The organism is Desulfosarcina sp., from assembly GCF_055467485.1.
In genome coordinates this window covers 24,289-37,037 of sequence record NZ_JBUOIV010000011.1, presented here as the reverse complement: position 1 = coordinate 37,037, position 12,749 = coordinate 24,289, and the positions used below count along the sequence as shown (strand labels likewise).

At 55.0% G+C, this 12,749-nt stretch carries 11 protein-coding genes; 8 read left to right on the top strand and 3 right to left on the bottom strand.

Annotated elements, in window-relative coordinates:
- Nucleotides 1–64 precede the first annotated feature (64 nt).
- The 4 genes from ACZCED_RS07580 to ACZCED_RS07565 all read left to right on the top strand — a co-directional run bounded on the left by ACZCED_RS07580 (nucleotide 65) and on the right by ACZCED_RS07565 (nucleotide 3,421).
- Nucleotides 65–844 carry an EcsC family protein gene (locus ACZCED_RS07580; protein ID WP_462968056.1) on the top strand — a complete coding sequence of 260 codons (780 nt, stop codon included), beginning with the start codon at nucleotides 65–67 and terminating at the stop codon, nucleotides 842–844.
- A 65-nt stretch (nucleotides 845–909) separates the two neighbouring features.
- The gene (locus tag ACZCED_RS07575; RefSeq protein WP_462968055.1) at nucleotides 910–1,449 is read left to right on the top strand and encodes a hydrolase; all 540 of its coding nucleotides are present in this window, start codon (nucleotides 910–912) and stop codon (nucleotides 1,447–1,449) included.
- A gap of 77 nt (nucleotides 1,450–1,526) precedes the next feature.
- On the top strand, nucleotides 1,527–2,201 hold the full coding sequence (locus ACZCED_RS07570) for an LON peptidase substrate-binding domain-containing protein (RefSeq protein WP_464860540.1): 675 nt from the start codon (nucleotides 1,527–1,529) through the stop codon (nucleotides 2,199–2,201).
- Nucleotides 2,202–2,329: 128 nt separating this feature from the next.
- A complete protein-coding gene (locus ACZCED_RS07565; protein WP_464860539.1) occupies nucleotides 2,330–3,421 on the top strand; it encodes a 4Fe-4S binding protein in 1,092 nt (363 codons plus the stop codon).
- A gap of 161 nt (nucleotides 3,422–3,582) precedes the next feature.
- Here ACZCED_RS07565 and ACZCED_RS07560 read toward each other — a convergent pair whose 3' ends face one another.
- Nucleotides 3,583–4,137, bottom strand: coding sequence for a DUF3750 domain-containing protein (locus ACZCED_RS07560; protein ID WP_462968052.1), 555 nt, complete (start codon nucleotides 4,135–4,137; stop codon nucleotides 3,583–3,585).
- Between the two features lie 310 nt (nucleotides 4,138–4,447).
- Here ACZCED_RS07560 and ACZCED_RS07555 point away from each other — a divergent pair, with 310 nt between their 5' ends.
- Nucleotides 4,448–4,963 (top strand): DsrE family protein, encoded by a 516-nt coding sequence (locus ACZCED_RS07555; RefSeq protein WP_462968051.1) that lies wholly within the window; start codon nucleotides 4,448–4,450, stop codon nucleotides 4,961–4,963.
- A gap of 392 nt (nucleotides 4,964–5,355) precedes the next feature.
- On the opposite strand, the gene ACZCED_RS07550 is transcribed toward ACZCED_RS07555, so the two are convergent.
- The gene (locus tag ACZCED_RS07550; RefSeq protein ID WP_462968050.1) at nucleotides 5,356–5,742 is read right to left on the bottom strand and encodes a cupin domain-containing protein; all 387 of its coding nucleotides are present in this window, start codon (nucleotides 5,740–5,742) and stop codon (nucleotides 5,356–5,358) included.
- A 257-nt stretch (nucleotides 5,743–5,999) separates the two neighbouring features.
- Here ACZCED_RS07550 and ACZCED_RS07545 point away from each other — a divergent pair, with 257 nt between their 5' ends.
- Complete coding sequence (locus ACZCED_RS07545; protein WP_464860538.1) at nucleotides 6,000–9,419, top strand: AAA family ATPase; 3,420 nt, start codon at nucleotides 6,000–6,002, stop codon at nucleotides 9,417–9,419.
- A 236-nt stretch (nucleotides 9,420–9,655) separates the two neighbouring features.
- Here the strand turns inward: ACZCED_RS07545 and ACZCED_RS07540 are convergent, their stop codons facing one another.
- Nucleotides 9,656–10,414, bottom strand: a complete 759-nt coding sequence (locus tag ACZCED_RS07540) for a sulfite exporter TauE/SafE family protein (RefSeq protein WP_462968048.1) — start codon at nucleotides 10,412–10,414, stop codon at nucleotides 9,656–9,658.
- Between the two features lie 261 nt (nucleotides 10,415–10,675).
- Between ACZCED_RS07540 and ACZCED_RS07535 the strand changes: the two genes are divergently transcribed.
- Both ACZCED_RS07535 and ACZCED_RS07530 read left to right on the top strand, forming a co-directional pair.
- Complete coding sequence (locus tag ACZCED_RS07535; protein ID WP_464860537.1) at nucleotides 10,676–11,551, top strand: metal-dependent transcriptional regulator; 876 nt, start codon at nucleotides 10,676–10,678, stop codon at nucleotides 11,549–11,551.
- A gap of 189 nt (nucleotides 11,552–11,740) precedes the next feature.
- Nucleotides 11,741–12,733, top strand: a complete 993-nt coding sequence (locus tag ACZCED_RS07530) for a metal ABC transporter solute-binding protein, Zn/Mn family (protein ID WP_464860536.1) — start codon at nucleotides 11,741–11,743, stop codon at nucleotides 12,731–12,733.
- Nucleotides 12,734–12,749: the final 16 nt, after the last annotated feature.

Sequence of the window (12,749 nt, the reverse complement as noted above, 5' to 3'; positions counted from 1 at the left end):
GGCGGCAGCCCGATGACATCGCCAGGCGCCGTGTCTCCGATCCGACCATTTCCGGAAAACTGGCATGACACTGCATCAAAAAGACATGGAGGACCTGATCAACGCCAAGCGGCTGCTGGAGCATCCGGGCCTTGCCGCCAAGATCACCCATTTCCTGGGCACGCCGATTGAAAAAGGATTTGCGCTGCTGCCCGAAAACTGGAGCGCCAAAATCGGTGAACTGACCCGGACAGCCCTGACCAAGGCGATCCATGCCGCTGTTCTCACCATGAAGGATGCGCCCGGCGAAGCGGCCTCGACCACCTGGCATAAACTGGCCGTGGCCGCAACCGGCGGTATCGGGGGCTTCTTCGGGCTGCCCGCATTGGCCGTCGAGCTGCCCATATCGACGACCATCATGTTGAGGTCGATCGCCGATATCGCCAGAAGCGAAGCAGAGACGATCACTTCGATCGAGTCCAAGATCGCCTGTATCGAGGTGTTTGCATTGGGCGGCGTGGACGCCAGTGACGACGCCGCTGAATCGGGTTACTTTGCCGTTCGTGCCGCCCTGGCGCAGTCGGTCACGAAAGCCGCCGAATATATTGCCGAAAAAGGCCTGGCCGAAGAGAGCGCCCCCGCGCTCGTTCGCCTGATCGTTCAGATTGCGGAGCGCTTCAGCATCCAGGTGTCTGAGAAAGCCGCCGCCCAGGCCGTCCCTGCAATCGGTGCCGCGGGAGGGGCGATCGTCAACACCCTGTTCATCGACCATTTCCAGGATATGGCGCGGGGCCATTTCATCGTGCGGCGCCTTGAAAGAAAGTACGGCAAAGCGATGGTAAAGGAGACGTACCAGTCAATCTGAACCGCATCAGCGGTCGCAATGTCCGTCGCCTAAGGCGGGGCTCGTGTCAAAGAGGGGACTCGACCATGTTGAAAAAGATAAACGCCGTACTGCTGCTCGTGGACGTTCAAGGCAAGCTGGCCCGCCTGATGCACGAGAAGGAACGCCTGTTCGACAACCTGCAGAAGCTGATCAAAGGCATTCAGGTCTTAGGCATTCCCGTGCTCTGGGTGGAGCAGAACCCAGCCGGCCTGGGGCCGACCATACCCGAGGTCGCAGACATGCTTTCCGATGTGAAGCCGATTGCCAAGATGAGCTTCAGCAGCTGCCGGAACGATAGCTTTCTGCAGGCGTTGAAAACCCTGGATCGCCACCAGGTCCTGGTGGCAGGCATCGAAACCCATATCTGCGTCTACCAGACCGCCGCTGATCTGGTGGATATGGGATACGAGGTGCAGGTCGTGACCGATGCCGTGTCTTCAAGGACCGCGGAGAACAAGGCCGTCGGGTTGCAGAAAATGAAAGATGCGGGTGCGGGCTGGACGAGCGTCGAAACCGCCCTGTTCGAATTGCTCGAGGTGGCCGAGGGCGAAGCGTTCAAGGCCCTGCTGAAGATCGTGAAGTAGTGCGCGTCGACCAAGAGGAAAATAGAATCAATCCACCAGGCCTGCAGACCGGGTCCCCTTGACCACTGGAGTTGCCCGTGACAGAAACCACCACAATCCCCCTGTTTCCACTCGGCCTGGTTTTGCTGCCGGGCATGCACCTGCCGCTTCACATTTTCGAGGAACGCTACAAGCAGATGATCGCCGAATGCCTGGCAAACCACCGGCCGTTCGGGATCGTGCTGTTCGACGGCCAGGCCATCCACTCGGTCGGCTGCATGGCCAGGATCCAAAAGGTCATCAAACGTTACGATGACGGCCGCTTGGATATCATGACCCGGGGTGCAGAGCGCTTTGTCATCCGGGAGTTGATCGAAGTGCGGGCATACATGGAGGCGCGGGTTGTTTTTTTCGATGATTCGCAAACGGTGTCTTCCGACGACAGCCTGGACGAAGTCATTGAATCTGCCATGACGCTGCTCAAGGAGGCGGGCGAGATCGATGTCGGGGGCCGTCCGTCAGCGTTCGGCAGTCGTATCGATCCGAAACAGCTCTCCTTTGCAATCGCGGGGCTGGAAGGGTTCGCACCCGCCGAACGCCAGGGGTTGCTGGAGATGACCTCGCCTGCAGAAAGGCTGAGAAAATGCGTCCAGGTGCTCTCCCGGATCGTGGCCCGCAACCGCCTGACCCGCGAGATCCAGAGGATAATCGGCGGAAACGGCCATCCCCCGCGAAGCATTCTCAGGGAACTTGAAGATCGGCTGAAGCACTGAAACCGTCTATATCGCGCAACTTCTTTAGCGCATCCAGGAGGATCGGCGCGTGTATGGACGTCTTTTTTTCTCCCTGGATCCAGGGTGATGTAAAACAAGACAATCAGGTCTAGCACAGGAGGTACCGAATGAAGTCATCCGTCTACGAGGAACTGCTGACCGTGATGCAGTCGCGTAAGGGACCCTATGCAGGACTGGACATTCCCGAGTTCTTTGCGCTCGTTCAAGCCTTGTTCACCCCCGAGGAGGCGGCGGTCAACAATGTTCTCGCCCGGCAGCCGGAAACCCTCGAGCAGATTGCCCTGAAATTGAAGCGTGATCCCGAAGGGCTGTTCGCACTTCTCGACGCCATGGCCGACAAAGGGCTCTGCGCCACCTTTGTAAAGGATGGCCAGCGTGTTTACCAGGGCTTGCCGTTCATGCCCGGAATTTTCGAGTACCAGTTCATCGGGGGAGGCGACTCCGCCCGCTACCGCGAACTGGCCCGGCTGATCCATGACTATAAAAAAGCCTGCGAGGTTGCCAGGGGCCCTGAAAAAATCACCTTTCCCGTAACCCGCGTCATTCCCGTGGATAAAACCATCGATGCCGGCAACCGGATCCACACCTATGACCAGGTGGCCACCTACATCCAAAAATACGATTCCATCGGGGTGGGCACCTGCTACTGCAGGCATGCGGCCAGGCTTCGCGGCGAAGACATCCACGATATGCCCATGGAGGTGTGCATGTGGTTCGGCCAGGCGGCGGACTACATGGTGGCCCGCATCGGCGGGAGGAGGGTGACCAAGGCACAAGCCCTGGCATTGCTGGACCAGTCGGAACAGGCCGGATTGATCCACATGAGCCGCAACACCACCGAAGAGATCGAATTCTTGTGCAATTGCGATCGCTGGCACTGCGAGGTGGTCGGCAACGTGCTCAAGCAGCCCAGGCCCGGCCGGGTCTTCAACTCCGGTTACCAGCCCCGTTTCGACCCGGCGCGCTGTGTCGCCTGCGAAACCTGCATCGACCGCTGCCCGCCCGGAGCCCTTGCCATGGGGGACGATCCGCTTCCGGCCGCGGACATGGACCGATGCTTCGGCTGTGCGGTATGCGCAACCGGCTGCCCCGAAGGGGCCATCGTCATGGAGGCCAAACCCGGGTTCCCGGCACCGCCCGAAAATGTCAGGGAACTGGTTGCCGCGTTAAAAGCAGGTCGCAGCCAACCCTCGAATTGATACAACCGGGTTCAGGCTGGACAAGGCAGAAGCTGGCGAAAGGGCTCAGTCTATAGTTGTTCAATGGGTATTTCGAGCCAATGGGTAAAGTCATGCGGCCCGGCGTAATGGTTTTTCAACGGCCTTGTTGACTGTTGAGAACCGCTGCTTCGGGCAGCCTTTCACTCCGCGTATCCACTGCCGATTGCAGAAAAGGGGAGTTTCAGCTCCAGTTTGGGCACCTGACTGGCGACCCAGGCCGTGAAGGTGTTGCTGTTCGGGCCTGGAAAGGCCCTGTAGGTGCTTTTCCACGGGTAAGCGCCAGCGGCCTTGTCTACGGCTTCGATCAGTTCGTCCACTCCTGTTCCCTCGTGCGATTTGAGAATCCGGGGTTTCTCGCCGTACCAATATCGATCGGGGACGTCCCGGGCAATTCTCAGGACCGGCTGGCCGTGATGGCCGCGCCAGCCGACCACGTCGTAAACCGTATAGGCGGTCTCGCCGGTCCGTTTGGCGGCAATCCAGGTGTGGATGGCAAACCAGCCGCGCCACCCCCAGGCACTGGCGCCGTAGACGTGAAGAACCGCTTCGTTCGTGGTTGCGGGGTCGGGGGCGATCCCGGCAGATTCGCGACTGGCGGTGCGCCAGTCTCTGGCCGAATAGATGTTCATCGCCATCACTCCCATCAGTACAACAGCCGACAACAGAATCAAGTTCCTCACGGATACGTGCTTCACCTAATCACCTTATGATTTAAAGCTTGTAGTTTTTTATGAAAGTATTACATTGTGGTACCAAAGTCTGGTGTGTATGGCACCGAACGCTAATGCCTGTCGCCCAGTCATCTCAAACCCTGAGCGTTACTGATTCGAACATCTGATCCTCATCGATGCCGTCCTTGCAGATTGCGGTAGAGACCAGCCTGATTGCAGCACGCCATCCGTGCGGTGGCATCTCGCAATAAACCCATGGCTGTGAGCGGGGTGCGCAAAAATTACCAGTCATTTAAAAAAATGGCCCTATGGCTTTGGAATAAGGAGGCTTACCATGAATAAAACCGATCAACCGATTCTACGTTGTTTTTACACCATCGCGGCGGCTATCGCTATTCTCGCTATGGCAGCGATGCCAGCAATGTCAGACGAATACGCTGCATTGGAAGGCGTTAAAGGAGTTAAAACCGTTTTCGATGTCAGCCAGGGATCGCCCCAGACGGCTAACATCGTATTTTGGGCCGTAAACAATGTGAATGAGGATAAAAGCGTTCGTGCCCTTTCCGAGCCGCCGCAAGTCGCTGTCGTGTTTCACGGCCCGGCCGTCAAAATGATTTCAACCGATCGTAACGGATTCAAAGCATCCGATACAGAGGCGTTGGACACGTTCGCCAACAGGGTCCGGCAAATGAAAAAGGACGGGGTGACGTTCGAGGTCTGCGATTATGCGTTAAAAGTAATGGGTATCGACCCCGATACGGTATTGCCTGAAGTGGATCATGTAGGCAACGGCTTCATCTCCATCGCCGGGTATCAAGCAAAAGGATATTCAGTCATAACAATAAATTAAATCATTCACGCCGATCAGCCTGCACGTTGAAAAAGTCATGCACCCATCGTGTTTCCTGACCGAGGCGGATTTTCAGGTCCCGTAAAAAGGCAGAGCCCCGTATCAGGCGCTGCCTTTTTACCGCTGTTCGGCGGGCTCGAATGCAATTACCTGGTGTGTTGAATCCCTGCTGTCGATTATGCCCCCAGATCGTGCAGGCGGCTGCCGATGTCCGGCCGGCCATGCTTGCATTGCCATGCATGGGTTAATCGAGCAGGCCAGCGCTGTGCGCGCCGGTGTCGAACCTGTCATCGGGCAGTTTCCTTTCAACTATCCCGCGACATCGATTCCCAGCCTGCACTGACAATTCATAAGCAATGGCGTTGCATGCTGGCGACGGCGATCCCTCGATATTACGCACTGAGTTTGGCGTTGATGTGGTCAAACACTTGCGTGTGTTCGTGCTGCGGGCTGAAAAGCACGAATTCGGCATCTCGGATCACTTTCACGGAATGACCGGGCGGCCAATAAAAAAGATCCCCGGTCTGGACACCCTCCTTCTTTCCATCCGTGTAGGTGACGGCGATCTCGCCCTTTACGACGTAACCCCAGTGGGGGGCCTGACAGTGGTCATTTTCAAGACCTTGGAGCAGGGGGGCAATATCGGTCCCCGCGTCCATCTTGAAGTGTTCAGCACCGAGCATTCCATAATCTGAAGCATCGCCAAAGTCCGTCATCTGGCGCGCCACCGCACCGGGAGCATTTACCTTTATGGGAAGATCATCTTTTTTGATATGCATGATCCATTTCCTCTTGATTTCTTTTGTAAAACAGTCATTTAGTGTGAATGGCCCGGACATCGCTACGGCAGCCATCGTTCGATCGCCTGCCATCGGCAGCCGGCGGGCCGTACAAGGGTCGATTGTCTAACATACTACATTGTGGTATTTTAGACAAGGTTCTCACCATTCCCGGTGCCTATTCAACACATTTGAACCGCGACAGCGAGCACAATCCCCGTCGCTTGCGGCGGGGTTGGCGAGCGAACTGAAAATCGATGTTTCTTCTTTGGGGTGCTGCGCAGCGCCGCCGCTGCCGGCAGAACATTCCCCGCAGTTTGCCGCGGGGAGGGTTCGATCCTGCTATTGGGACGTCAGGCCAAAGCGCCGCCGCGCTCAGGCCTGATGGCGGCCCTTTTCATTCGGGGACAATTTCGATGAAATGTCCGAACTGCCGTACCTTGAATGCTGATGAAAAGAAATTCTGCACCGAATGCGGGTCCAGGCTTCCCTTGCTGTGCCCGCGGTGTAAAATGGAGGTGCGCGCGACGCACAAGTTCTGCGGCGCGTGCGGTCTGGAACTGCACCGGATAAAACGGATCAAAGAAGAAGCCACGGCGGGAGCGGGTGGGGAACGCAAACATGTGACTGTTCTTTTTTGCGACCTTTCCGGGTATACCACCATGTCAGAAAAACTCGATCCGGAAGAAGTCAGAGAGATATCAAGCCGCCTTTTTACCGAGATCGCCAAGATATTGATGAAACATCATGGCTTTATTGAAAAATACATCGGGGACGCCATCCTGGCCATTTTTGGGCTTCCGGCGGTGCGTGAGGATGATCCGGTGAGAGCGGTCAATGCAGCCCTGGAGATTCATCGTTTCGTACAATCGGTCAGTCCCGATTTGAACCATCGGATCGACCACCGCTTGAGCATGCATAGCGGTATTCACACGGGGCTTGTCGTCAGTGGTGACATGAGCGTCGAAAAGGGCATCCACGGCGTTGTGGGGGATACGCTGAATCTGGCTTCGAGGCTCGCCGATCTTGCCAAGCCGAATGAAATATGGGTCAGCCAGCAAACCCATCAACTGGTTGCCCCTTTTTTCGAAACCAAGCCGCTTGGCCAGGTAAATCTTAAAGGAATAACCCGGGTCGTCAAACCTCATCAGGTTCTGGGAAAGTTAAATGTAAGGACCCGATTCGATGCCTCCCAGCGTCAAGGCTTCACGGATTTCATCGGCAGACGCCAGGAATTGTCAAAACTCAAGGTGTGCCTGGATAAAGCCATGACCGGAAGGGGTCAATTCGTAACCATCATCGGTGATGCCGGTGTGGGAAAAAGCCGCCTCGCCTATGAATTTCGTCACCGCATCGACAGAAACAAAATAATCGTATTGCAGGGGCGCTGTCAGGCTTTCGGCAGCAATATGCCCTATTTGCCATTTATTGATCTGTTGAGACGCGGGCTGTTGCTGAAAGAGGAAGACACGCCTTCGGAACTGGAAAAAAAAGCCATATCGGCCATTCTTGCCATCGATCCCTCATTGGAGAGGCATCTTCCCCTGTTTCTGCATGTGCTTTCCATAACGAGCAGCAACTACCGGCTTTCGAAGGATCAAAGGGGTCAGCAGCTTAAACAATCACTAAAACGGGCACTGATTGAACTTATTTTTTCCAGCATCAGGCAAAAACCGATGGTCATCGTTCTCGAAGACTGGCACTGGGTGGACGAAGCCTCGGATGAAATCCTGATACGGCTGGTCGGTCAGATGGAAACCTATCCGCTGATGCTCGTGGTCCTCTCTCGACCGGAGCGCACAACCCATTGGCCCGATTGGAAGAATCACACGCAAGTTTCCCTGAAAGCGATGGGGCTGCAGGAAACAGCCAATACAATCCGATCGGTATGGAAAGTCGCTGATCTTTCTGACGGCATTGCATCCTTCATTCACGACCGTACGGGCGGCAACCCGTTTTATAACGAAGAGCTGTGCAGGGCGTTGATTGAAGACGGCTCTGTTCGAATTGCCCACAATCATGCAACCCTGGTCAATTCGCCAGACAAGCTCAGCATGCCTGCTTCCGTCCAGGCTGTCATCAGAGCAAGATTGGATCGCCTGGACAGTCATGTGAAGGAGACGCTCCAGCTGGCCGCGGTCATCGGCAGGGAATTTCCGTTTCGCATCCTCGAAAGGACAACCCGTTCCCACCACCAGCTGCCGGTTTCGCTTGAAGTCCTTAAATCACAGGAATTGATCCAGCAGACAAGTTTGGCTCCGGAAGCGGAATATATGTTCAAGCACGTATTGACGCAGGTTGCCGCATACGAGAGCTTGCTTTTGAAAAAGCGAAAAGAGTTTCACAACGCCGTGGGTCGTGCGATGGAAGACGTTTATGCGGATCGCCTCGAGGAGCAATGCGAAAAACTGGCTTATCATTATTCAAAAAGTACCAATCTGAAAAAAGCATTGCACTATACAGAAATGGCCGGGGAAAAGGCCGGCCGCGTCCACTCCCTGTCGGAATCGAGGCAGTATTATCAAACTGCGTTAACGATTTTGGATGAAACCGGATCAGCGCCCGAAGGCCAGCGCAAATACATTGACCTTTCCATTAAATGGGCTGAAGTATCTCAATATGCCCCTTCAGATGAGATCAGGCGTTCACTGAAAAGGTCGCTGGATTATGCGAAAGCATTCGACAGACGGCAACGAACCGCTGAGGTGCTCTACTGGGTCGGAAAGTTTGGGTACATGCAGGGAGATTTTGTCGAAGCCATCCCCAGGGTGGAAGAATGCATTCAATTGGCTGGAGAGTTGGGTGAGCATGAATTGTTGGCCATTTCGTACAATCTGCTGGGGCGTGCCTGCCTGTATACGGGAGATTATTCGAAAGGCATAAAATACCTGACCGACGGCCTCGAACGACTCAAACCATTTGAGAAATGGGATGACATCGTCTATTCCACCGCCATACTCGGGTTGCTGAGGGGGATGACCGGGAACTACAGGAGCGGCATGAAAACCATTGCCGAGGCGATAAGGATTGCGAGAAAAAATAAGATTCCGACATTTGAAGCGATGGCCTTTGGCTATTTGGGATCGATTCATTTCTGGTATGGCAGATGGACGGCAGCGATTAATAATTGCATGAAATGTATCGACATTTCCAAAAAAATGGATAACTCGCTGCCCATTATCTGGGCGACCTTCTTCAAGGGGGCGACCCTGTTCAATGCTGGAGACCGGAAAAATGGGCTGAAAATTATGGAGCAGGCCATCAAAATGATGCTCAACACGGACTCCGTGCTGGCGCTGCATTTTTTTTACTCTCTTTTCGCTGAAAACCTGGCCCTGCATGGAAGTTATGCCAAGGCCGAATCGATGAATAAAAATGCGATGGAGATCAGTCAATCAGGGCAGCGATGGGGCAGAATTTCAAGCCACCGCGCCATGGCGGTGTTGGCGTCGGCGGGAAGATATCCGGACTGGAACAAGGTTGAGCAGAACATGAAAAAGAGCATTGAACTATCGACAAGCCTGGGAGTCCTTACCGAGCTTTTGCCAAGTTTACACCGTTTTTCAGACCTGATGCGCAAAAAAGGCGATATGGACAGTGCTACATACTATTACCATCAGGCCCTGGCGCTTGCTGACCAGATTGGCTGTCATACCCGCTCGATTGGCTCGAATTGAATCGCGGCAGCCAGCGCATTGCCCGTGGTTTGCCGAGGGAAAGGGTCAATCGCTCAAGACAAGAAATTAGAGCATTAAAAAGCAGTAAGACGGGCAGTTCGATTCAATTAACCCATTCCATCGATTCCCCGATCACATCCCAGGTGCTTGTCGGGATTCTCGCATTTGAAATCCGCCGATGGCTCGGCCAGCTTCACTCAACCAAACTTGACGCCTTCGGACATGGATGCTTCTTGTCAGGTGAACAATGAGCGATGGATCAGATTGATGCACAAGGCGAAGAGAATGCAGCTGAAGATGATTCGGATGCTTTTACCCTTCAATCTGGCGCTCATTATCCTTGCGCCGGCCTGGCCGCCCGCAAATGAGGCCACGGCGGCGGGCAGGATGAACAGCCAGTTGATGGTTTCCATGGACGCGTAACCCAAAAAACCGGTCAGGGACGAGAAACAGACGATGAAGGTCGATGACGCGGCGGCGATTTTGGTCGGCGTTTTAAGCACGTAGATCAGCAGCGGCACGACAAACACGCCGCCGCCAATACCCAGCATCCCACCCAAGAGGCCGATACAGGCACCGATGCCAATGCCCCCGATGATCTTCCCCGACGATTTCATGCGGCCGCTTTCAGCTTCATCCGGCGGTGATATCAGCATGCGAACACCGGCCAGGGCCAGCACCACGGCCATGGTGATCAAGAACGGTTTCAGATCGATGCGCATATTGATCACCGACCCGATGGGCGCGGCCAGACTCGATGATATGATCAGGGGGATGGCCAGGGTGAAATCAACCATCTTTTTGCATGAATAGGTATATGCCGCCGAAGCCGCGGCGATCAGGTTCAGGAACAGCGACGCCGATGCGGCCTCGGATTTGGCGAATCCGAGAATCACGAAAAGCGGTGAAAAAATAAGCCCCCCGCCAAGGCCGACCATGGTCAGCACCAGGGAGATGAGAAAGATCGCGGCGATCAGAATCGCTGAAATGGGCATGGCGTCGAGTGACTGTTTGGTTTATCTGTTTTCGGGGGCCGGCTTTTCGGTTTTACAGGGATGTCCCGTGACGTCACCATGACATGCCCTGATTGGGTCGGCACTGCAACCTTCAGGCTTGTCCGGGGGTATCTATAGATTGCCAACTCAGCGCTGTCAATCGAATGGTGTGCGAGGGTATCGTCCATCAAGACAAACCGCTTTGCATGTGGTACGAAGAGTCATCGTCACCATTTTTTCAGAGTCAGCGTTGACACCCGCATGTTCAGTTTTCATGAACGGGTGAAGGAATTAAAAATACAGCATCCAGATGGGATTGAACCCTCCCCGCGGCAATCCGCGGGGAGGGTTCACCGTAGGGATAAAAAAATCGTTTTTAAGTTCGCTCGCTTACCCCGCCGCAAGCAGCGGGGAATGCGCTCGCTATCGCGGTTCAGTCAGGATTGTTTCGCAATGCCTTCAACCTCAGTCGAAGATTATTTGAAAGCGATATATGCTCTCCAGGAGAAGGAAAGCATTGTCAAAACAGGTGCACTGGCAGAAAACCTGGGAATTTCATCCGGTTCGGTATCCGAGATGCTCAAACGCATGGCAGGCATGTCGCCGCCTTTGATTGACTACCTGCAGCATCATGGAGCAACCCTCACCCGGCAGGGTCGATTGAAAGCCATCGATGTTATCCGCAGGCACCGTCTGTTGGAAACGTTCCTGTCTCGGATTCTAAAGCTGGACTGGGATTCGGTCCACGAAGAGGCTGAGGCGCTTGAACATCATTTATCGGACCGCGTGATCCGTGCAATGGACAGCCTGCTGAATCACCCGACGCGCGACCCCCACGGCGAACCGATACCCGACGAATCAGGCCGGATCGGTTCACCACTGGGCGAACCGTTAGCGTCGCTTGTCCCTGGAGAACGGTTTCGCATCGTGCGCGTTGATCCTGGCATGGATGGCATACTCACTTACCTGGATGAGTTGGATCTCGGCATCGACAGCATGGGTGAAATCGTTTCTCAGTCCGCTGTCGGTGAGACCCTCAGTCTGCGGATCATCAGCGATCGAGGTGCACATGATACGGTCATCGGCCTTAAGGCCGCCGCGCACATTTACGTTTTGAGCGAATCAACGTCAGGTTAAACGTCAGACCCAACCGAATTGCATCCGACTCCGACTATCTTTTGGTTCCCGGGAATCCGTGCCGACAGGGCGAGCATGATTTCAAGAATCTTATCTCCGAAAAATATTTTTAGGTTGACCTAAAATTATTCAGGCTTAGTTTTTATGTGTCGCTTGGACGTTTCCAGATAATGGCAGGGGGGCATTAACATGACGTATTTTTTACGCATCGGGTACTCAGCATGGACGCGTTGGATGATCGTGGCTGTCCTGACGGTCCTGATGGGGGCGGCACCGGCCCCGGCCAGGACGTTCAATGGCAACTACCCCATCCGTGTCGGTGCCACTGTGGGAATGGTGGCCGATATCGTTCGCGAAGTTGCCGGTGACAAGGCCGACGTGACCAACATCATCGGTTCCGGGGTGGACCCGCATGTCTACAGCCCCACCCGCGGCGATGTGGCCGTGCTGCTCAGATCGGACATTATTTTCTACTCGGGTATTCTGTTGGAAGGCCAAATGACAGATATCCTGGCCAAGATCTCCCGCAAACGTCCGGTTCACGCCGTCACGGAGTTGTTAAGTGAAGATTATCTCTTGCGTGACAGGCAAACCGGTCACCATGATCCGCATGTATGGATGGATGTCCAGGGCTGGAGCAAGGCCGTAGCGGTCGTCTCCAGCAAGCTGGTCGAGTTCGACCCTGCCAGCGCTGACGAATACCGCAAAAATGCCGAGGCGTATCAATCCCGTCTCGAGCGTCTGGACGCATACGCCCGCAGCGCGATCCATTCCATTCCCGAGAATCAGCGCGTCCTGCTTACGGCCCATGATGCCTTCAGCTACATGGGCCGGGCCTACGGCATCGAGGTGAAGGGCATCCAAGGGATTTCCACTGAATCGGAGGCCGGACTCAAGGATATCAACCGACTGGTGGACCTGCTGGTCAACCGTCGCATACCCGCCGTCTTCGTTGAAACCAGCGTTTCGGACAAGAATGTCAAGGCGCTCATCGAGGGAGCGGCTGCCCGGGACCACCGGGTCAGTATCGGCGGCAGCCTTTTCTCCGATGCCATGGGACCTCCGGGCACCTACGAAGGTACGTATGAAGGCATGATCGACCACAACATTACGGTGATTGCCAAGGCTTTGGGCGGCAAGGTACCCGCCAGGGGCATGCAGGACAAGCTTTCAACAGATTGATTGGGTCAACCGTATT